The 21,441-nt window shown below is 62.4% G+C and carries 17 protein-coding genes; 2 read left to right on the forward strand and 15 right to left on the reverse strand.

Features of this window, described 5'->3' with window-relative positions:
• Window positions 1-13 precede the first annotated feature (13 nt).
• From ACGYLQ_RS08405 to ACGYLQ_RS08475, 15 genes are all read right to left on the reverse strand, one after another.
• Window positions 14-373 (reverse strand): response regulator, encoded by a 360-nt coding sequence (locus tag ACGYLQ_RS08405; protein WP_394442001.1) that lies wholly within the window; start codon window positions 371-373, stop codon window positions 14-16.
• Complete coding sequence (locus ACGYLQ_RS08410; RefSeq protein ID WP_394442004.1) at window positions 370-2,373, reverse strand: ATP-binding protein; 2,004 nt, start codon at window positions 2,371-2,373, stop codon at window positions 370-372. Before ACGYLQ_RS08410 ends, ACGYLQ_RS08405 begins: the two co-directional genes overlap by 4 nt.
• Window positions 2,360-3,325 carry a PleD family two-component system response regulator gene (locus ACGYLQ_RS08415; RefSeq protein ID WP_394442007.1) on the reverse strand — a complete coding sequence of 322 codons (966 nt, stop codon included), beginning with the start codon at window positions 3,323-3,325 and terminating at the stop codon, window positions 2,360-2,362. The genes ACGYLQ_RS08410 and ACGYLQ_RS08415 overlap by 14 nt, the downstream gene beginning before the upstream one ends.
• Window positions 3,326-3,329: 4 nt before the next feature.
• Window positions 3,330-4,745 carry a hypothetical protein gene (locus ACGYLQ_RS08420; RefSeq protein ID WP_394442009.1) on the reverse strand — a complete coding sequence of 472 codons (1,416 nt, stop codon included), beginning with the start codon at window positions 4,743-4,745 and terminating at the stop codon, window positions 3,330-3,332.
• On the reverse strand, window positions 4,742-6,634 hold the full coding sequence (locus ACGYLQ_RS08425) for a glycosyltransferase family 2 protein (RefSeq protein WP_394442012.1): 1,893 nt from the start codon (window positions 6,632-6,634) through the stop codon (window positions 4,742-4,744). Before ACGYLQ_RS08425 ends, ACGYLQ_RS08420 begins: the two co-directional genes overlap by 4 nt.
• 6 nt (window positions 6,635-6,640) lie before the next feature.
• Window positions 6,641-8,584 carry a hypothetical protein gene (locus ACGYLQ_RS08430; protein ID WP_394442015.1) on the reverse strand — a complete coding sequence of 648 codons (1,944 nt, stop codon included), beginning with the start codon at window positions 8,582-8,584 and terminating at the stop codon, window positions 6,641-6,643.
• A gap of 12 nt (window positions 8,585-8,596) precedes the next feature.
• A complete protein-coding gene (locus tag ACGYLQ_RS08435) occupies window positions 8,597-8,932 on the reverse strand; it encodes an Hpt domain-containing protein (protein ID WP_394442018.1) in 336 nt (111 codons plus the stop codon).
• A 244-nt stretch (window positions 8,933-9,176) separates the two neighbouring features.
• On the reverse strand, window positions 9,177-11,477 hold the full coding sequence (locus ACGYLQ_RS08440) for a molybdopterin cofactor-binding domain-containing protein (RefSeq protein ID WP_394442021.1): 2,301 nt from the start codon (window positions 11,475-11,477) through the stop codon (window positions 9,177-9,179).
• 4 nt (window positions 11,478-11,481) lie between these two features.
• A complete protein-coding gene (locus tag ACGYLQ_RS08445) occupies window positions 11,482-11,952 on the reverse strand; it encodes a (2Fe-2S)-binding protein (RefSeq protein ID WP_394442024.1) in 471 nt (156 codons plus the stop codon).
• A 155-nt stretch (window positions 11,953-12,107) separates the two neighbouring features.
• Window positions 12,108-12,854, reverse strand: coding sequence for an SDR family NAD(P)-dependent oxidoreductase (locus tag ACGYLQ_RS08450; RefSeq protein ID WP_394442026.1), 747 nt, complete (start codon window positions 12,852-12,854; stop codon window positions 12,108-12,110).
• Between the two features lie 39 nt (window positions 12,855-12,893).
• Window positions 12,894-14,516, reverse strand: coding sequence for an ABC transporter ATP-binding protein (locus ACGYLQ_RS08455; protein WP_394442029.1), 1,623 nt, complete (start codon window positions 14,514-14,516; stop codon window positions 12,894-12,896).
• The gene (locus ACGYLQ_RS08460; protein ID WP_394442032.1) at window positions 14,513-15,352 is read right to left on the reverse strand and encodes an ABC transporter permease; all 840 of its coding nucleotides are present in this window, start codon (window positions 15,350-15,352) and stop codon (window positions 14,513-14,515) included. The genes ACGYLQ_RS08455 and ACGYLQ_RS08460 overlap by 4 nt, the downstream gene beginning before the upstream one ends.
• Complete coding sequence (locus ACGYLQ_RS08465) at window positions 15,349-16,320, reverse strand: ABC transporter permease (RefSeq protein WP_271689234.1); 972 nt, start codon at window positions 16,318-16,320, stop codon at window positions 15,349-15,351. The genes ACGYLQ_RS08460 and ACGYLQ_RS08465 overlap by 4 nt, the downstream gene beginning before the upstream one ends.
• 75 nt (window positions 16,321-16,395) lie before the next feature.
• Entirely contained in the window at window positions 16,396-17,970 is a 1,575-nt protein-coding gene (locus tag ACGYLQ_RS08470) for an ABC transporter substrate-binding protein (RefSeq protein ID WP_394442035.1), read from the reverse strand.
• A gap of 99 nt (window positions 17,971-18,069) precedes the next feature.
• On the reverse strand, window positions 18,070-18,888 hold the full coding sequence (locus ACGYLQ_RS08475; protein WP_394442038.1) for a GntR family transcriptional regulator: 819 nt from the start codon (window positions 18,886-18,888) through the stop codon (window positions 18,070-18,072).
• On the opposite strand from ACGYLQ_RS08475, the gene ACGYLQ_RS08480 reads away from it, so the two are divergent.
• Complete coding sequence (locus ACGYLQ_RS08480; RefSeq protein ID WP_394442041.1) at window positions 18,853-19,881, forward strand: histone deacetylase family protein; 1,029 nt, start codon at window positions 18,853-18,855, stop codon at window positions 19,879-19,881. The two genes, ACGYLQ_RS08475 and ACGYLQ_RS08480, sit on opposite strands and share 36 nt — an antisense overlap.
• The gene (locus tag ACGYLQ_RS08485; RefSeq protein WP_394442044.1) at window positions 19,878-21,440 is read left to right on the forward strand and encodes an acetolactate synthase large subunit; all 1,563 of its coding nucleotides are present in this window, start codon (window positions 19,878-19,880) and stop codon (window positions 21,438-21,440) included. Before ACGYLQ_RS08480 ends, ACGYLQ_RS08485 begins: the two co-directional genes overlap by 4 nt.
• The last annotated feature ends 1 nt before the right edge of the window (window position 21,441 follow it).

A 21,441-nucleotide genomic window follows, 5' to 3' on the forward strand; every position in this document is an offset into this window, starting at 1 on the left:
GCGCGATGAGGTATTAAACGATCGACCGAATGAAATCCGCGAGCTTCAGCGGTTTGAACGGTTTGTGCAGAATGTGATCTGCCCCGAGGTCGCGAAACTTCCTCTCCGACTCGGGCGAGGTTTTGGCGGTGCACATGACGATCTTCGTGTCGTCCAGATCCGCATTGGCCCGCGCACAGCGCAGCACCTCCATACCATCGGGGGGCGGCATCATCACATCCAGCATGATCACGTCAAAAGACTGCGTCTCTATCGTAGCAATCGCGTCGAGCCCGGTCCCCGCGAATGTCGGTTCGATGTCATCTTCGGTCATGATCGCAAACTCGATCAATTCGCGGATGTCATCTTCGTCATCAACGAACAACACTCTCATGCCGATGCCCCCTGCTTGGACGCGGCGCCTGTATCCCGGGCGAAACGCACATAGAACGTGGTGCCGGGGTTCTCATCGCCGTCTTCTTCCGAGCGTGTCTCAAAGCTCACATCGCCATCTTGTCGCAACACCAACTCCCGCGTGATGGCCAGCCCCAGCCCCGTCCCATTCGCTTGGTTTTCGCGAGAGTGCACAGGGTCAGCGAACCTTTTGAACATACGATCATGGGCGGCTCTTGGAATGCCCGGCCCCGCATCGCAGACATAGAACGTGACCCATTGCTCGTCCACCTCGGCACCGATTTTTACCGTACCGCCGCGCGGGGTATATTTCACCGCGTTGGAAATGAGGTTGGAGAAGATCTGCTGCATGCGCACGGTATCGACCCGCACATAGGCCTCCTGCGCCGCGTCGGGGCCTGTGTGGATGTCGAGTTGCACGTCGCGGTTCACCCCATAGCCTGTGTTGGCCGCGATGGCTTCCGACAGCACCTCCGACACCGCGACCCGCTCGGTCTGGATGCTGAGTTGGCGCTGGTCGATCGCCTGAAGGGTCAAGATATCGTTGACCAATACCAACAGCCGGTCGGCATTGCGGGTGGCCATCGACAACAGCTTGCCCGCGTTCTTTGGCATGCTGTCGCCAAAGCGGTCATGCAGGATTTCGAGCGACCCGGCGAGGGACGTGAGCGGCGTGCGCAGTTCGTGATTGACCGAGGTGACAAAGGCCGTGCGCGCTGCCACGAGACGTTCTTCGGCAGAGATGTCCTGAAGCACGTTATAGGCGATGTAATCCCCATGCAGATGCAGCTTCATCACCCGGCATTGCACCGCCACACTCTCATTCTCGGCGGTGGTGATCTGAATGCGGTGAACGGCAACGTCTTCGTCCATCTGCGAAAAGGGCGGGACCATGCCGCGCAGCTTTTGCACGGCTTCGATATCTGAAGACACACCCATCAACGCGCGCGCCTTGCGGTTGGAGCGGTGCAGCTTGTTATTGTCGTTATAGACGATCAGCCCGTCGCCGACATTCTCAAAGATCGCATCAAATTCGCTCTGCGCCACGCGGATCCGTTCGCGGTGTCGTTCGGAAGTGCGCAGGGCCTGCGCCAATTGGGTCGACTGCCGCCGCGCGCGGATCGCCGCGTTGATCACCGTCAGGAACAGGATCGTGGCAAGCCCCACGAAAACCAAGGTGCGTTGCCAGTAGTTTTGCAGCACCGCCCGCTTGCTGCGCGTCACGTCGATATAGAGGTCGAGCGCCGGGATCTCTTTGCGGGCGCGGAACACGGGCGTATCGGGGTCGCGTGGGGGCCGGCCTGAGACAAAGGCCCGCTCTCCGTTAGCGGTTACCACCTCGACATACATGTCCTGTTGCAACCCATCTATCGCCAGCAGTTGAGAGTAGTAATCCTCGCCCAAGGAAGAGGCCAAGACCCCCCTTGCCCGGCCATCGATGCCGATCAAGGGCCATGCAATCGGAGTGAGCCGCCGCCCCGTGGCCCGCGACACGATGGGCACCCCGACCGTGTATTCATCGACATCAAGACCAATCGCCGCCTGAAAATAGGCTCGGTCCCCAAGGTACTGCCCCATGAGCGGTTCCGCCGTGGCCCAAAGCACGACCCCATCGGCGCCGATCAGCACAAGCGCATCGACCTGCTCGGTCTCCTGCACGGCGGCATTCATCAGATCACCGTATTGCGCCTCGAACTGCTCGGGGTCGCTCAGGCGCGCGGTCGACAGCTCATCAATCAGCCCCCACATCCGCACATTCGCAACCGAGAGAGAGGCATCGACCGCCTGCTCGTAAAGCTCCGCGAAATGCTCAAGCTCCACCTCTGCCCGGGTCGTGGCGCGTTTGTAGTCCGACCAGGTCAGGACCGCGAGCCCCACGAAATAGATCAGAACGGCAGCCAAAATCAGCGCCCAGAATAGGGTCTGCGCGCGCGAAGACGGTTCCGCATCAGCTTTGTTGGTGGGCTCAGTGCTGACCATTCTCGGCTGGGTGTCCTATGTCATTGGCGGCAAGGCAGATGCTGCCCGGCGCGCTTGTTATTCCAGCACTTTCGACGCCTTGAATGCCCCGCGCAAGCGAGGTGGCGACAGCCGCATCCGAGGGCGGCACGACACAAGCGCTGACGCTCAAGGGCCGCGAGGTCCAGCCTTCTTTCACGGTGGCAGAGGCCTCTGCCACGACTGAGATAAACTGCTGCGCCCGCGCTTCAAGCTGGGCGCGATCCGCGTGGAGCGCGCCATAGACGAAAAGATCGTCTTCCCAATGGGCGAACCCGTCCTGCGCGGGGATTTCGACCTTGCCGAAAAGCCCGGCCACGAGGCGCTGAAGCTCTTGCCGCTGCGCGCGCGCCGCGTCGGATTGATCACGGTCGCCATCAATGCGGAAGACGATCAGGCCAAGGTCTTTTTGCATCGCGGGCGACAGCGACATCAGATGCCCCTGAAACCCGGATTTGCTGCCCAAAAGGCTGGGCACCGTGGCCTCTGACAGGCTCGGCGCGGCACGGCGGCGCGCGCTGCGGTTTTCGCCCGAACGGCGGCGGTCCAACTCGGATTTCAGCCGCAGGCAACTGCGCATACGGGCCTGAAGCTCAATCCGGTTGAAGGGCTTGGTGACATAGTCGTTGGCCCCCGCCATGAAGGCTTCGGAGAGAGCCCCCATGTCTGTTCGGCTGGTCAGCATAATGATCGGCACATCGCTCCATCTGTCCAAGGCACGGATACGGGCGCAAAGCTCGATACCATCAATATCGGGCATCATTATGTCCATCAGGATCAGGTCCGCCGTGGCCTCATCGCTTTCGATCGCGTCCAATGCACTGCGCGGATCGATGAAACTGACGACATCGTCAAAGCCAAGCTCCGAAAGCGTCGCGCTGATGAAATCCTGCGCGATATCCGAATCGTCGACTGCGATAATTCGTGGGCTCATGATTTTAATTCCACTCGTTAACTCTTTCAAAAACACGCCATCGGCTGTTTTGAAAAACCTCCTCATACCCCGGCATCTGCGATTGCTTCAGCTGCGGGAACCTGCGCAGAATTCTGTCTGCTGTGGCCTGCCCTTCCGCCTGTTGCGGGACCACGATGTACCTTGTGCGCGGCACGCCCCCCTCAAGCGCCCAGTCGTAGGCAGGCTCTCCGGCGATCACCAGCCGGTCGATATTCCCCAGACCGACGACGATCTCGGGGTTTCTCTCAACATCTACCATAATATCAGACTTGTCGCGCAAGAACGAAACGACCTCTCGCGCGGGGCGGGACGCTGCGTTTTCCGCGCCGAGCATCGCGTTGGTCCAAGCGCGGGTTTCGTCATGGGCGACATGGCGCATCACAACCGCCGAGGTCAGCAGCGACAGCGCCAACAGCGCGATGGCAATCGGCTCGCGCAGGGACAGGTTCGGCCAAAAGCGGATCGCGGCGACCAAGACCCCCAGCATGGGTGCCAGCGCCATGGCCGGGTCGCCTTCGACATGGAAAAAGACGTTGAGCGTATAGCCGCCCAGCACCGCCCCGACCGCTGCCACGAGCGGCATGAACAGACGCGGCACCATGATATTGCGCAGGATCGCGATAAGGGCCGCCGGGCCCAGCCCGGCCAGAATGACCAGATGCTCACGCAGGGTCAGCGGCGTGGCGCTTTCCGACAATAGTGGGATCAGGCGGCTGTCGAAGATCATGCTGACGAACATCAGCGCCCCCACGGCGGCGGCCACGGGATAGAACATCGCCACGAGATAGCCGGTCGAGGAGACCGCGATCATGCTGGGCCGTGCCGCGACGATCATGAAAGGCATCGCCCCGAGGCAAAGCATCAGGCCATAGCTGTCCGACAGGGCCACCACCAAAAGCCCCACGGCCACTTTCATCATATCCGGCGCGTTGCCCGTGAGGCGCAGATTGACGATCCCGCGCGCGAAAAGCCATGTGCCCAAGATGCAAAACATCGTCTCTGGCCCATCGGCCAAGGCCCGCAGGAAAAACGGGTTCAGCGCCAAAAGCAGTACCACCAGCCCCGAGGTCACGCCCGAAAACCCGCCCGTATCGCGCAGGTTGAGGAACCACAAGACCAGCAGCCCCGCCCCCACCAGCGCGGAAAGCACGAAAGGCACCGGCACCTGCGTGTCGGGCAAGACCGCCTGCCCCAAAAGCGACAGCGCATAGGGCACGGGCGGGTAGAAAGCATCGCTTGCCTTGAACTGCGCCGGCCCCTCGATCTGTACGATTGATTTGGCCCAAAGGTCGGTCACGTCCATCGACAGGAAGCCATGCGCCTCGGTCCAGCCGAGGGTGAGCAAAAGCACCAGCGCCAGCGCGACAAAGCCGAAAGACCATGAGGCGGCGCGGATCATTGCGTGGCCTCCGTCGCTTCGGCACTGGCTTCGGCGACCTCATTAGCGGTGTGTTTGGACAGGCCGTGCTGGGTCTTTTCCCAGTAGAACGGGTTAAAGATCAACTGCGACAGCGCCTTGTAAGAGGCCACGGTCATCAGCACCCAATAGCCCACCACGGTGATCCCCCAAGGCGCCAGATCGGTCCACCTGCGCCGGAAAGGCGCGACCATCGTGAGATAGATCAGCAGCCCATTGCCCGCCAAGAGGTTCACCAACGACAGATAGAGCACCGGCAGCGGGAAATAGGGGGTGATCACCTCGGTCCCGAAGATCAGCCAGATGGCAAAGATCGACCAGAAGACCGGATTCAACAGGCCCGAGAGCACCGTGCCCCCGATGAAGAAGACAAAGCCAAAGACGCCCGCTGCCCCGACCGATTGCCACAGGTGAATGGGTCTGCGGCTGTGGACGAGGAAGGTCTGCATATAGCCCTTGATCCAGCGCGAGCGCTGGCGCACCCAGTTCGGGATCGAGACATTGGCCTCTTCAAAGGTCGTGGAATCGATGACGCCGACGCGGTAGCCCTTCTGCGTGAGGCGAATGCCCAGATCGGCGTCCTCGGTCACGTTGAAGGGATCCCATGCATTCAATTCGCGCAGCACATCCATGCGGAAGTGGTTCGAAGTGCCCCCCAGCGGGATCGGCACGCCCAAACGCTCCAACCCCGGCAGCATCAGGTCGAACCACAGCGAATAGTCCAGCGTGAACATCCGCGTCAGCCAGTTCTCCCGCGCGTTGTAATAGTTCAAACGGCATTGGATGCAGGCGGTATTGGGCGCGGATTGGTTGAAGGCAGCGATGACCTTTTTTAACTGATCCGGTTCGGGCTTATCCTCGGCGTCGAAAATCACGAGGAAATCACCCTGCGCATAGCGCAGCGCAAAGTTGCAGGCCTTGGGCTTGGTCTGCGGGTGGGAGGCCGGGACGCGGATGATCTCGAACACGCCTTCAAGGTCAAGCTTGCGCGCCGCGTCGATGGTCTCGTGGTCGCCCTCTTCCAGCACGATCTTGATGTCGAGCTTGGCCAGTGGGTAGTCGAGGTTGCGCAGTGCTTGGGCAAGGATCGGCAGCACCTCGGGTTCGCGGAACATCGGCACCAGCACGGTATAGATCGGCAGGTCTTCGTCGCGCAGCAGCGATGCCTCAGCCGCGATGGCCCGCGATGAGGTTTCCTGCGCAGCACCGCCAAGCCAGACCAGCAGCGCTTTGAACAGGAAGTTGCCGGTGTAGAACACCGTCAGCAGGACGTTCAGCACGATCAGCGTGGCCACGGGGGCAAAAGCCAGCCCCAGCAGCAGGGCCGAGATCATGAGGTAGATCACCAAAATCTGCGGCGGCGTGACGACGTTCTGCGCCGACATATCGGGGTCAAGCTCGGCCAGCGCAAAGACCGCCTCATGCGAATGTTTCTCGCGGAAGGCGCGCTGCAACTGCCAAGACACATCGAAATGCGAAGCCACGACGATGGTCACACCGGAGCCGTAAACCTCGCGGATGTGCAACACCGTGCGCGGGCCGGGGCGTGAGGTGGCCACCGTCAGCGTGCCATCCTCTGCCCGGCCAATCGGCACCGTCATATATTGGTTCATCACCACCGGATCATACTGGCGGATCAGATCGTCATCGGCGCGGTCCTCGATCAGATCGACCAGCGTCAGCCCGTGGTAAAAGGCGATCTCGCGGTAGAGTGTCTGCGTGGTCAGCCAGCGCCGCGACAAAAGAACCTTGACCAGAGAGACGTTCCACTCCTCGGCCAAATCCTCTGCCGCGTCGAGCTGTTCCGCCGTCAGCGCGCCACGGTCAAGCAGCAGCGAACCAATGGCTTCGCTTTCGGCATCCAACGGCACGGTGGCTTACGTCTCGTCTTTGCCGCGACGGGCGCGGTAGACGCGCTGGAACACGATCAGCACAAGCAGCGTCACCAGCACCCAGATGGCCCCCACGATCCAGGGTCGGTACTTGGCCAGCATCTGTGCAAGGCTGGTGCGGTCGGGGTAGACGACATCAACGAGCGGGCTGCGGTCGGTGGCGGTGGCAAGGATCACCCCCTCCTGCCCGATCAGCGCGAGATCGCCGCGGTCCAGCATCATGGGGCGTTCGGGCGTCAGCTCTGGTGCAGGGCCATTGCCAGGACGCAGCCACAGGCCACGGGTCTCGCCCCGGGTGACGATCTGCACCACGCCAAGCCGCGACAGGTCTTCGCCCGAATAGATCAGGTTGTCTTGACGGTCGCGCACCTCGATCCGGCCCTGATCGAAGGTGATCAGCGGCTCTGCATCGCCGGGGTTCTGGTCAGAGATCACAAAGAAGGGCTCATCCCCCTCAAGCGCCTCGACAGAGGCGCGCGGCAGGATAGGCGCGCGGTCCGGGATCACGCTGCCCGCAACGCCTGCCAGCCACGGCAGGGTCTGCGCGAAATCAAGCGAAAGCGCGGGGTCGAGCACGACCTGAACGCCATCGGCGAATTCCTGTCGCAGGGTAAAGAAGTCCCGATCCTGCGCTGTGGAATCCGAAAGCAGCAGGGCGCTGCCGGGCAGGATTTGCGCCGGATAGCCCTGCGGTTTGAACCGGCACTCGCCGCCCGAGGGCTGGCGCTGGATCGACACGCGCAACAGGTTGTCCCGGCCCAGCAGGCCGCTCGGAACTGAAAAGGTCAACTGCTCTGGACGGCCACTGTCAAGCGGGCGGTTGCCCAGCAGCGTGTCATTCAGAAAGACCGAGGCCGTCGCCCCCCGCCCTTCGGGATCAAGCGCTGCGGCGACATGCAGGTTCACGCCAGACAGGCCCTTGCCCGCCGGAAGGTCGGAGGATTGGAACGGCACGAAGAAGTCTTCGGTCGAGACCACGGGACGCGGGGTGAGGTCACCCTCCAGCGCCGACAGCGGCAAACGGTCATCAAAGCGGGCCGGTCCCCCTGCCACATCGACCACGGTCGCGCCTTCGTTCGATAGGGCCGACCATTCCGAGACCAGTTGCCACAGCCCCATCTGCGGATCGCTGCCGCGCAGGTTCAAGACGGGCAGCCCGGCTTCATTGTCCACGGCCATCTCGCTCGCCACGCCCGAAGTGGTCACGTCCAGTTCAATGACCCCTTCGGACCATGCGCCCGATGTACTGGCCCCGTCGCCGCCAAAGGTCAGCCGCCCGGCCTCGGCGTCAAACAGCGCCGCGGCGCGGGTCGCAGCCGCCAAGGCGGCGAGGGAGTCGTTACCCCCGATGGCCAGACGCGTATCCGCAGGGCGCAGCCCGGCGAATGCCGCCGATGTGTCGATCTCCGCCGGGTCCAGTTGCAAGGTCACTGAGGAGGCCGCCGTGATCTCAAGAAAATCCCCCGAGGCGCGTTCGTCCACGCAGACCCGGTCACTGAAAGCGCCGGAATAAGACAGGCCCACGGCGATGAACCCGCCCGAGATGTCTTCGGGGCTAAGCGGGACCGGAACGCTCAGGCGCCCTGCCCCATCGGGCAGCGCCTGCGAGATGACCGGACGGCCCGCGACCGAGACCTGCAAATAGCGATCCACCTCGGTGGTGGAGGCATGTTCAAGCTCAAGCTGCAAACTGCCCGAACTCAGCGCATCCGGGTTGGGCAGCGGAATATAGATCGTCGCATTGCCCGAAAGCTGCCGGAAGGACAGACCGTTTTGAAAGCCAAACTCCGCCAGATCGAAAGTCCGCGCGATCAGCCCCTCTTGGACCTGCTCTGTGGGGGCGTTCGCCGCATCCTCACCCGGGGCCGTTTGGGCGTGAACTTGAAGCGGCAGCAGGGCCGCCAACAAACCGATTGCGGGATACTTCATGGATAGGCTTTCTTAAATTTTTTCAGCGACGCTGCGGGCATCGGCCAGAGCCGTTTCAATTATACGAATGTCTTCGGTCGACAAGGGCGCAGAGGATTCATCTGCATCTTCGGCCACGCGCAGCCCCTGGCGCAGGCGATCTTCGATCTCGGCATATTCCAGCATCGCGGCATTGCCAGCCAGATCGTGCAGCATGCGGTGGACCTTGCGCGCCTTGGTCTCGCGCGGGTCGGCGCCATCTGTCTCGCGCAGCGCATCGGCCACGGCCTGCAACCGCTCCGGCATCCCTTGGATAAAGCGCTTTCGCGTCGCGGCGACGCGTTGTTCATATGTCTCGGTAGGTGCCACAGATCGTCCTTCGTATCCGCCCGCAAAGGAGCCCAGATAGCTCGTTTAGATTATTGTTCGAAACCTGTCAGAATTATGGCGCAAAGGGCGATTTCCTAATTTTTTAAGCGTGAATGTCCAAAATTTGAGCCGTTGAATTTAGGCAACTGCCCCGCAGCCCGGCGAATGCGCAGCCCGCCTCACTAGCCGGCGCCCTCAGACCAAATGGAAGACGGGCGCGACATGCCGCGCCCGCCTTCTCCTATCAGCTTTCCAGCGCTGCAAGAATCGCATCGCCGGTGATCGGCAGATGACGCACCCGCGCCCCGGTGGCGTTGAAGATCGCATTGGCAATCGCCGGGGCGATGACCGTGGTGCCCGGCTCTCCAAGACCCACGGGCACTTCCGTGCTCTCGACGAAAGCGACCTCGATCTGAGGCACATCGACCATCCGCAGCGGCGTGTAAGACCCAAGGTTCAGGTCGACGACATTGCCGTCTTCGATCCGCGTGCCCTCATGCAGAGCCATGGACAGACCCCAAAGCGCCGCGCCTTCGCATTGCGCGCGCGCGCCGTCGGGGTCCACCAAAGTGCCGCAATCAAAGGCCAGCCACATCTTCTCGACCGCGACGTCACCGGTTTCGGCATCCACCGCCAGTTTGACGGCGGCGGCGGTCCAAGTCGGCATGGTGCGCGATTGGCCAAAGGTGGTGGCGATCCCGATTGCCGTGCCCTCGGGGAACTCCGTCTGGCCATAGCCTGACATCTCGGCCACGCGCTGCAAAACAGCCGCTTGCCGCGACGCCCCGCCCACCGCATTGGGGGCGGAACCTGCGTTGAGACCCTCGGCCTTCAGGTGATCCAGACGGAACTGCAACGGATCGGCGCCGACTTTATGCGCCGCCTCATCCATGAAGCTTTCCACGGCGAAGTTGGTCCAGCCCGGCCCGACCGAGCGCAGCCAACCGGGGCGGAAGGTCGCATTGGCCAGATCGTTCGAGATCGCCCGCACGCGATGCGCTCCGACAGAATACCAGTGATCCGCGCCGTCGATGGCGAAGGGGTCATAGGGTTCTTCGTTGACGCCCTTGGGCATGAAGCCCGGTGCCATCACCTGCGTCGGCCAACCGGCGGCGGCGTGATGCTCCATCCCGGTGATGGCTTTGCCCTCATCAAAAGCCATGCGCAGCTTTTGCACCGAAGGCGAGCGGATGCTGTCGAACTGGGCATCATCCTCGCGGGAGAAGACCAGTTTCACCGGCTTGCCCACGGCCTTGGAGGCCAGCGCGGCGGGCACAATGTAATCGCCGTTCAGACGCCGGCCAAAGCCACCGCCCAGCATATAGCTGCGCATCACGATCTTGTCGGCGGGCACCTCCAGCGCGGCGGCCAGCGTCGGCAGGATCAGCGATTGCCACTGGTTGCCTGCATGGGTCTCCCAAACGCCATCGGCGTTTTGGAAGACGGTCGCGTTCACCGGCTCCATCTGGAAGTGCAGCACGGATTGCGTGGTGTATTCAGCCTCTAGTGTCTCGGCGGCGGCATCGAAGGCGGCGCGGGTCTCGGGCTGCTCGGTATGCAGGATCGACCCGGCATCGCTGTCGATCAATTCGCGTGAGCGGGCGTGGATATCGTCTTCGGAGACATCCGCCGTCTCGCCCGCCGTCCAATCGACGCTGATCTCATAGGTGGCCATCCGCGCGGCATGGAGCGTTTTGCCCAGCACCACAACCCAGCCCGGCACGGTGCCCGAGGGATCGTCCAGCACCACAGTCTCAAGATAGCCTTTGACCTCTTTCGCGGCGCTGTCATCGACGGAATTCACCTTGGCGCCATAGCGCGTTGGCGGCAGCATCGGCACGCCGTAGACCATGCCGTCGACCTTGGCATCCAGACCATAGATCGCCTGCCCCGTGGTTTTCGTATCCAGATCAAGCGGATGCACGTCCTGCCCCACAAGCCGCAGATCGGCATGGGGTTTCAGCGGCAGGGCCGCCAGTTCGTCTTCGGTAAAGCTGCGGTCAAGGCCTTCGGCCACCAGATCGCCGTAGCTGATGCTCTGCGTGCCATCGGTCACGGCCCCGTCGCGCGCGGTCAGACCGGCGGGATCGACGCCCCATTTGGCCGCCGCCGCTTCGATCAGCGCGGTGCGCCCGGCAGCACCCGCCTGACGGTAGACCGGCCAGCTTTGCCAGATCGACCAGCTGCCGCCGGTGACCATCAGGCCCCATTTCTCAGCCGTGTCGACATGGGTGATGTGCACATTTTCCCAAGCGACTTCTAACTCATCGGCCAGAATGCGGGCGATGGCGGTGCCGACGTGCTGGCCCATCTCGGCGCGGATGATGTTGACGTTGACCTGACCTTCGGCGTCGATCCAGTACCACATAGACGGCTCAAAGGGCTGACCATTGGGCGCGATCGGCGTGCCATCGGGCACGGCAGGGTTCATCGCGGCATTCGACGCCTGCGGGAAGCCAAAGGCAACGCCCGCGGCGGTCATGGACACCAGAAACCCGCGGCGGGTCATCTGCGGTTGAGCGTCGGAGCCTTTCAGGCGGGACATCAGATTAGCCATTGTCGGTCTCTCCCATTGCGGTTGCGGCGTCGCGCACGGCTTGGCGGATGCGCGGATAGGTCATGCAGCGGCAGAGGTTGCCGGTCATCACCGCGTCGATGTCTTCGTCGCTGGGGTTGGGCCTGTCTTTCAACAAAGACGCCGCCTGCATGATTTGGCCCGACTGGCAGTAACCGCATTGCGGTACGCGCAGGTTGCGCCATGCTTCTTGAACCGGGTGCTTGCCCTCTTCGTCCAGCCCTTCAATCGTGGTGACCGACAGGCCCTCTACATCCGCGAGATAGGTGATGCAGGACCGTGTGGCGGTGCCGTCGATATGCACGGTACAAGCGCCGCAGGCCCCGATGCCGCAGCCGAATTTCGTGCCGGTAAGACCGATTTCATCGCGGATCGCCCACAGTAGGGGCATGTCCGGGTCTGCGTCGACAGAGATCTGCCGCCCGTTCAATTCGAATTTTATCATGAAGTGGTTGTCCCTTGGGGTATGATTTGCCTGAGGGGAGCGCGCGTATAGCTGCCCTGACGTGAGGAGTTGTACATAGGTCTAATGCAGCGCAGGCACAGCGCCAGATTGACGTCATCACGGAATTGTCAGAACGAAGGCGCGCAGGTGTGGCCTCAGACGTGCTGCCCGCCGTTCACCTCAATCTCGGTCCCAGAGACGTAAGAGCTTTCCGCGCTGCACAGGAAATAGATCGCCCGCGCGACCTCATCGGGCTGACCAAGACGGCGCAGCGGAATGGTCTGCACAATTTTATCGGTGCCTTCGCTGAGGATTGCCGTGTCCACCTCGCCCGGTGCAATGGCGTTGACCCTGACGCCGAGGGGGCCGAAATCATGAGCCATCTCGCGCGTCAGTGCGGCGAGCGCCGCCTTTGAGGTCGCATAGGCCGCCCCGGCAAAGGGATGCACCCGCGACCCGGCGATGGAGGTGACATTCACCACCGACCCGCGCCCGGCGGAAAGCTCATCCTGAAGCCCGCGCGCCAGCACCACGGAGGCGAAGAAATTCACATGAAACACCTGCCCCCAAGTCCGCAGATCGGTGTCGAGCGTGCTGAGCCGCGCGCCATCCTCGCCCTTGGGTGAGACGCCCGCGTTGTTGACCAGAGCATGCAAAGGGTTGCCGCCCAACAGCCTTTTGACCTGCGCGACCGCCTCTATCGTCTGGTTCGGATCGCTGAGATCGACCTGCACATGGTCCTGCGCCCCGCCCGGCCAAGGGCATTCGGGTGAAAACGCCTGCCGCGAACAGCCGATCACCCGCCAGCCCTTGTCGGCGAAAGCCTTGGCCGTGGCATGGCCGATGCCCCGGCTGGCACCGGTCAGTAGCAGCGTCTTTTGATCGTGTTCCGCAGGTTTCATCGTCTGATCCATCTTGGGCGCAGCGGCTGAGGTAGCGCCCTAATCGGCCGCCGCCAGCGCGCGTTCATAGTCCTGCCCCGGAATAGCGTCGAGCAGGCTGCGCGTATAGGCGGTATCGGGGTCGTGCAGCACTTTGCTGACCGGCCCCGCCTCAACGATCTGGCCCTTTTGCATCACAATGATCCGGTCGCAAATCCGCGCCGCGACGCGCAGGTCGTGGGTGATGAAAAGCATCGACAGATGCAGCCGGGTTTTCAACTCGGCCAGCAGGTCGAGCACTTGGGCCTGAATGGAGACGTCGAGGGCCGAGACGGCCTCATCCGCGATGATGATCGACGGATCCAGCGCCAGCGCGCGGGCGATGCCGATCCGCTGCCGTTGCCCGCCCGAGAACTCATGCGGGAAACGTTTCATCGCGCTGTCGTCCAGCCCGACCAGTTCCAGCAACTCGCGCGCCTTGGCCTTAGCCTCCTTATCCGGGGTGCCATAGGCAACCAGCCCCTCGGTCAGGATGCGCGACACCCGCGCGCGGGGGTTGAGCGATGAGAACGGGTCTTGAAAGATCATCTGCAACTTGCGCCGCTGCGCCCGCAGTTCTTGCCCCGACATCTCTGCAATGTCGACGCCGTCCATCAACACGCGGCCCCCGTCCGGGTCGAGCAGCCGCACCAAACAGCGCCCGACGGTGGATTTGCCCGAGCCGGACTCCCCCACGATGCCGATGGTTTCGCCTGCATAAAGCTCGAAACTCACGTCCTGCACGGCCTTCACCACCCTGCGCTTGCCAAAAAGCGTGCCAGAGCCGGTGGAAAAGGTCTTTTGCAAGCCTTCAACCTTCAAAAGCGGGGTGCGTTCGACCTCTGCCGTGGCTTCGGTCTTGGTCAGCCGGGGGATCGCGTCGATGAGGGCGCGGGTGTAGGGGTGCTGAGGCTTCAACAACACCTTTTGGGCCGGGCCCGCCTCGACGATCTCCCCCTTTTTCATGACGATCACCCGGTCGGCGATATCGGCCACCACGCCAAAGTCATGGGTGATGAAGATCACCGCCATGCCACGCTTGCGCCGCAGGTCTTCGATCAGCTTGAGGATCTGCGCCTGCGTGGTCACATCAAGCGCGGTGGTCGGCTCATCCGCGATCAGGATGTCAGGCTCCAGCGCCAAGGCCATCGCGATCATCACCCGCTGCCGCTGCCCGCCAGAGAGCTGGAAAGGGTAAGCCCGGATCGCCGCTTCGGGGTCGGGAATGCCCACCTCCTCCAACAGCTTGAGCGCCCGCGCGCGGCGCTCGGCCCCGGTGAGCGCGCCATGGGCCTCGAACACCTCGGCGATTTGCGCACCGATCCGCATCAGCGGGTTCAGCGCGCTCAGGGGTTCCTGAAAGATCATCGAAATGCGGCTGCCGCGCAGTTTCAACATCTCTTTCTCAGACAGCCCAAGGATCGATTGCCCGTCAAAGGTGATGCTGCCCTTGTCGGGCAAAACCCCCTGCGGCAACAGCCCCATCACCGCATTGGCCGACATGGATTTGCCCGACCCGCTTTCACCCACGATGCAAAGGATCTCCCCCGGGGCGAGGTCAAAGTTGATGTCCTTCGCGGCATAGAGCCGATCGGCCCCCATGGGCAGAGCGATAGACAGGTCACGGATGCTAAGCAGGGTCATTCGGATTTCCTCGTCAATCGCGGGTTCAGCGCGTCGTTCAGACCTTCGCCGATCAAGTTCAGCGCCAGCACGGTCAACAGGATCGCCATGCCCGGCAGGAAGGACAGCCACCATGCGGTGCGGATCACGGTACGTGCAGCCCCGATCATATAGCCCCAAGACATGATGTTCGGATCGCCCAGCCCCAGAAAGGACAGCGAGCTTTCCAGCAGGATCGCCTGCGCCACCATGAGCGAGGCCAGCACGATGATCGGCGGCAGTGCATTGGGCAGGATGTGGCGGGTAATGATCTGAAGATTGCCGAGGCCCGACAGGCTCGCCGCCTCGACGAACTCACGGGTTCTGAGCGACAGCACCTCGCCCCGTACCAGACGCGCGACCGGGGGCCATGACACGATGGAAATCGCGATGATCACAAAAGTCAGGCTGGGCTGGAAGATCGCCAAGAGCACGATCGCCAACGCAAAGCTCGGGATGGTCTGAAAGAACTCGGCAAAGCGCATGAGCGCGTCGTCGATCCGGCCTGCGAAATACCCCGCCGCGGCCCCCACCGGCACGCCGATGGCCAGCGCCACGATGGTCGAGACCAGCCCGACCAGCAGGCTCACATAAGCGCCATGGGCCAGCCCCGCCATGACATCGCGGCCAAGTGCATCGGTGCCCAGAAGCAGCCCGTCTTGGGTGAAAGGCGGCAGGAAGGGGCGCTGCACCATTTTCCACGGGCTCTGCGGAAAGAGGATGGGCGCAAGGATGGCGGCGGCTATGACGAAGGTCAGGATGACCAAGCCAATCACCGCACCACGATTATAGCTGAAACGTTTCCAAAAGCTCATCATGTCGTCAGCCTTATCCGCGGATCAACAATGACATAGATGACATCCGTGATCAGGTTGAACAGCAGCACCATGGCCGCCGAGATGTAGAAGACCCCGAGGATCACGTTGTAATCCCGCTGGTTGATCGCCTCGAACATCAGCCGTCCGATGCCGGGCCATGCAAAGACGGTCTCGGTCAGGATGGCCCCGCCAAAGATTTGCCCGGCCTGAAGCCCGGCCAGCGTGATCACCGGCAAGAGTGCGTTGCGCAGGATGTGCCGCCGCTGGATCACGCCGCGGTTCAGCCCCTTGGCGCGGGCGGTTTTCACGAAATCGAGCCGCGAGACTTCGAGCATCGAGGCCCGCGTCATGCGCATGTAGATCGCCGTGAAGAACAGCCCCAGCGTCGAGGCCGGCAAGATCAGATGTTTCGCCACATCCAACACATGGGCGAGGCCCGTATAGCCCGCGCCGATGGTGGAATAGCCAAAGCCCGGCAACCATTCGAGCCAGACCGAGAACACCAGCGTCGCCATCAGCGCCACCCAAAAGAGCGGGGTTGCATAGAACAGCAGCGCGAAGGTCGAGATGATCGTGTCACCCCACCGCCCCTGCCGGGCAGAGGCCGCGACACCGGCGGTCACGCCCAGCACCAGCGACAGCACAAAGGCCACGCCGGTCAGCAAAAGCGTCGCGGGCAGGCGGTCGCCGATCATCTCGGCCACTGGCATCTGCTGGCGGAAGGAATAGCCAAGGTCGAGCTGCACCGCGCCTTTGATGTAAATCCACAACTGCATGTAGAGCGGCTGATCCAAGCCGAAACGCGCCCGCAGGTCTGCAAGAAATTTCTCGTCCGCCGCCCCGGCTTCGCCCGCCATGACCGCCGCAGGGTCACCCGGTGCCGCATGGATCAGCAGGAAATTGAAGACAAGGATCGCCAGCAGGATAAACACTGCCTTGACCAACCTGCCCAATATGAAACGTATCACGCTATCCGCCCCGTGTTGTTCTGATAGATGCCCGAGCCGCCGCGGCGGCTCGGACCTTGAGCGTTGTCGCTCTTGTTACTTATCCAGCCACACGTCGCGGAAACCGTCGTTCACGCCAAAGGCGGTGTTAACGGGGTTCTTCACGTCGCAGCGGTAGATGGTGGGGAAGCCCAGTTCCAAAAGCCAGATGTTCGGCACATCCTCGACGATCGCGTCTTGGATCTCCTTATAGGCGGCCTTGCGCTCTTCCGGGCTGGCCATCAGGGCCGCTTCGGCAAAGAGCTTGTCGGTCTCGGGGTTCTGGTAGTTCGCTACATTGTTCCAAGGCGAACCGGGGGCGGCATTGTCGCCCATATAGGTCCGCGAAACGCCAAGCGCCGGATCGCCGTATTGGTAGAGATAGGTAAAGGCGAGGTCGAAGTCGCGGTCGGCAACCTTCTGGTTCCAGCCCGCCACATCCGAGGGCACGATCTCGGACTTCATGCCGATCTCGCTCAGGTTCTGTTTGACCGCCTCGGCCCAGCGCTGCCAAGTCTCACCGTAAGGCAGGCCCAAGATGCGGATGGTTTCGCCGTCATAGCTGCTCTCTTCCAGCAGGGCTTTGGCCTTTTCCGGATCATAGGAGATGTCCGGCGTATCGCCGTCATAGAAGCGGGTGGAGGAGGACAGCGGGCCGGTCGAAACCTTGCCCAGACCGTTCCACAGCGCGTCCTTGGCGAACTGGCGATCGACGCCATGCATGATCGCCTTGCGCACCTTCACATCGTCGAGCGGCTTGTTGTCGTTGTTCACCCACATCCAAGACAGCGGGCCGAAATATTCCCAGCCCTTGTCGGTGATGCAGGTATTCTCCATCGCCTGAATGCGCGCCACATCGAAATTCTCGACCGAGCCGCCGGGCAGCACGTCGACCTTGCCGGTCTCATAGGCCACCGCGCGGGAGGCGGCGTCGGGGATCACATGGTAATAGACTTCGTCAACGTAGGGCTTCCCCTCCATATAGTAGTCTTCGTTCTTCACCAGATGGATGAAGCTGCCTTTTTCCCATTTGTCGAACTTGAAGGGGCCGGTGCCGATGGGCGTGTTGTTCGCCTCGTTGTTCGCGAAATCCGTGCCTTCATAGATGTGTTTGGGGATCATCGGCGCGGTGCCCGCCTCAAAGATGCCGATGAAGGGGCCGAAAGGCTGCTTGAGGTTGAAGACAACCGTATGGTCATCGGGCGTCTCGATGCTCTCGACATGTTCCATATAGGTGCGCATCCGCGAGTGGCTTTCGCGCAGGAACTTATCCATGGAGAATTCGACATCCTCCGAGGTGAAGGGCTCACCGTCATGGAACACCACGCCCTCGCGCAGCTTAAAGGTATAGGTCTTGCCGTCTTCGGAAATCTCCCATGATTCAGCCAACTGCCCTTCGGGCTGGAGGTCGAAATCATAGCGCAGCAGGCTTTCGTAGATATCGCCGCCGACCATCTGTGTCGGGCCGTTCTGCACAAGGCCGATCATCAGGCTGGGCGGCTCGGGCTGGATCACGACGTTAAGCGTGCCGCCGGACTTCGGCTCACCATCCTGCGCGGCCAAAGGCCCGGCCATCGCCAGCGCCAGAACGGCTGCGGTTAATTTAGTGGTTTTTAGCATGTAAATCCCCATTGGTTTTGTTGAAACTCGCCCAAGGGCAGCGTCCGATCTGACGTCGGCTTTTTGCAGTCGCTTGGGTGGTCGCCGCGCGATTGGCGGCGTCTTGGTGGGTCATTCACCTGTGGTGAATGATTGGATGTATCTTTTGATCCCCTCCTTTGCGTCATCGATGTCTGCGCGCATTTCCGCAGCCGCGGCCGCGGGATCGCGATTCTCACAGGCTGCAATAATTGCCTGATGATGTCGAACCAGCCCCATTTGCTCTCGCGCATAGTAACCCGCGATCAGCGGCCCCATGCGGAGCCATAGCCCGCTGAGGATGGCCAACAGGATCGGCATCTCTGCCGCCTCTACCAGCGCGAAATGGAACTCTTGATTATACTTCACCGCCTGCGGCCAGCGCCCCGCTACCGCTGCGGCCTCGTTCCGTTCCACGATCTTTTTCAGGCGGCGGATTTCCTTGGGGCCGACCATCTCTGCGGCACGACCGGCGGCAAAGCCCTCCAGCTCGCGCCGGATGCTCGCGATTTCGAGATACTGCGCCTCTGTCAGCACCGGCACGCGCACATCGCGCACGCTGCGCTGGACCAAAGCCTCATCCCGCAAGAGCCGCTGCACCGCGTCGCGCACCGGAGTCGAACTGGTGCCCAACCGCTCCGCCAAGCCGCGAATGGTGACCTTTTCATTCGGGCGAAGCCTGCCTTCCACCAAGTCCTGACAGACCCGATCATAGATCGCATCGCCCAATGAAACTTGATTGATCTCGGCCATCGCGCCCTCATCCTTACTGGCCGACTTGCTGCCAGTTTTGATGCATGATGCATCATTTCTATTGAGCCTGCAAATTAAAACTGCAATGCTCCGCCGCAACGACATCAGACCACAGGGAATGTGATGAAAGTCTTTTTCGACGAACGCCAGCTTGGCCATGCGCCGACACATTACTTTCGGCGCGGCGCGGCGATGCCGCATCAAGAACAGCCACAACGTGCTGAAATTCTACGCGATATGTTAATCGGCGAAGGGTTTGAGATCACCAAACCCCAAGACCACGGGCTTGCCCCCATTAAAGCCGTACATAACCCTGACTACGTCGATTTCCTGCCCGATGCCCATGCCCGTTTCGTCGAAAGCGCGGGGCCGGATGCGCTGGCCATCCCCACAATGCACCCCGGCGTGCGGCGCGGGAAAGAGCCCAAGGACATTCACGGTCAATTGGGCTGGTGGATGACCGACACTTCGACGCCGCTGACCGAAGGATCATGGGACGCCGCCTATTGGTCGGCGCAAACCGCCATTGCGACGGCCCAAACGGTGGCGACAGGCGCCCGCGCGGCCTATGCGCTCTGCCGTCCGCCCGGCCACCATGCGATGCGCGATTGCTCGAACGGGTTTTGCTTTTTCAACAACGCCTGTATCGCGGCGGAGCACCTTACTCAGACCTTCAAGAAGGTCGCGCTGATCGACATCGACGTGCACACCGGTAATGGCTCGCTCGACATCCTCTATGAACGCGGCGACATCTTCTTTTGCTCGCTGCATCCCGATCCGGCCACCTACCCCACCTTCTACCTTGGCCATGCCGATGAGACGGGCGAAGGCGACGGGGCGGGCAAATCGCTGAACCTGCTGCTGGAGCAGGGCGCAAGCCAAGATGAGGTGCTGGCCCTGCTCGACAAGGGCATCGCCGCGATCCGCGATTTCGGGGCCGAGGCGCTGGTCGTCTCGCTGGGCTTCGACATGGCCGCCGACGATCCGCTGGCCGCCGTGAATGTCTATCCCGACGGCTTTGCCGAAATGGCGCGGCGCTTGGCGGCGCTGAACCTTCCCACCGCATTGATCCAAGAGGGCGGCTACCTTGGCCCCTCCCTTGCCGATAACGCAAAATCATTTCTCACGACATTCCGCGAGGCCACAGCATGAGCAAGACCCCCAAAGAAATGAACGGCGCGGAAAGCGTTGTGCGCAGCCTGCATGCGGGCGGGGTAGAGGTCTGTTTCGCCAATCCCGGCACCTCCGAAATGCAATTCGTCGACGCGCTGGACCGCACCAAACTGATGCGCTGCGTTCTGGGCCTGTTCGAGGGGGTGGTGACCGGCGCCGCCGATGGCTATGCGCGCATGGCGGGCAAACCGGCGGTGACCCTGCTGCACCTTGCCCCCGGTTTCGCCAATGCCGCCGCCAACCTGCACAACGCCCGCAAGGCGCGGGTGCCGATGGTCAACCTTGTGGGCGATCACGCGCTGCGGCACCAGAAATACGACGCCCCCCTGTCGGCGGATGTCGAAGGCGCCTGTGCGCCCTTCAGCGACTGGGTGCGTTCGGGCCGTGATGCGGGCAGCTTTGCCGCCGATGCGATGACCGCCCTCGCGGTTGCCCAAGGCAAGCCGGGCAAGGTCGCCACCCTGATCGCGCCCGCCGACATCGGCTGGGATGCGGGCGGCCAGATGGCCGAGGTCGTGCCCCCCGCCGCCCCTGCCCCGCTGGACGAAGCCGCGCTCGATGCCGCGGTCAAAGCCTTGGACAGCGGTGAAAAGACCGTGCTTCTGGTCGGCAGCGGTGTGCTGGAAAACCAAGAGGCGATGGCCCTGCTGCATGGTATCGCGGAAAAGACCGGGGCCGATATCCTCGCCCCGACCTCGAACCGCCGGTTGGAGCGCGGACAGGGGCGGTTTGCCGTCAACAAAATCCCTTATCCGATCAACGCGGCGCTCGAATGCCTTGCCCCCTACCGCCGCGCGATCCTGATCGAGACGCCGCCGCCGGTCGCCTTTTTCGCCTACCCCGGCAAGCCGAGCCTGCTGTTGCCTGTCGATTGCCACAACGTGACGCTTGCCGCCGTCGATGCGGATGGCGCCACCGCGCTGGCCGCTCTGGCGGACCGCATCGGTGCGAAACCCGCCACCCCGCGCGACCATGCGCGGCCCGCGGCACCACAGGCAGGCGGCATCAGCCTGCAAAACCTCGGCGCGGCCTTGGCCAATGCGCTGCCGGAAGACACAATCGTGGTGGATGAGGCCGTCTCCTCCGGCGGGGCGACTTTCCCGGCGGGCGACAGTGCCGCGCCGAACACTTGGCTCGCGCTGACCGGCGGGTCGATCGGCATTGGCATCCCCCTTTCCGCCGGGGCCGCCATCGCCTGCCCCGACCGCCCGGTGATCACGCTGCAAGCCGATGGCTCGGCCATGTACACCATTCAGGCGCTCTGGACCCAAGCGCGCGAGAATTCCAACGTCACCACCATCATTCTGGCCAACCAGTCCTATGAGATCCTCAAGGGCGAATTGCACAATGTCGGCGCTCAACCCGGCCCCGACGCGCTGAGCATGCTGAACCTCGACCGCCCGCAATTGGATTTCGTCGCCATGGCCAAGGGCATGGGCGTGCCCGGCAAACGGGTCGAAGACATCACCGATCTGATGCGCACCGTCGAAGAGGCCGCGAAAGAGCCCGGCCCTTTCCTCATCGAAGCGATGCTGTAAC

The sequence above is a fragment of the Sulfitobacter sp. 1A12779 genome (genome assembly GCF_043557315.1).
GTDB classification, from domain to species: Bacteria; Pseudomonadota; Alphaproteobacteria; order Rhodobacterales; family Rhodobacteraceae; genus Sulfitobacter; species Sulfitobacter faviae.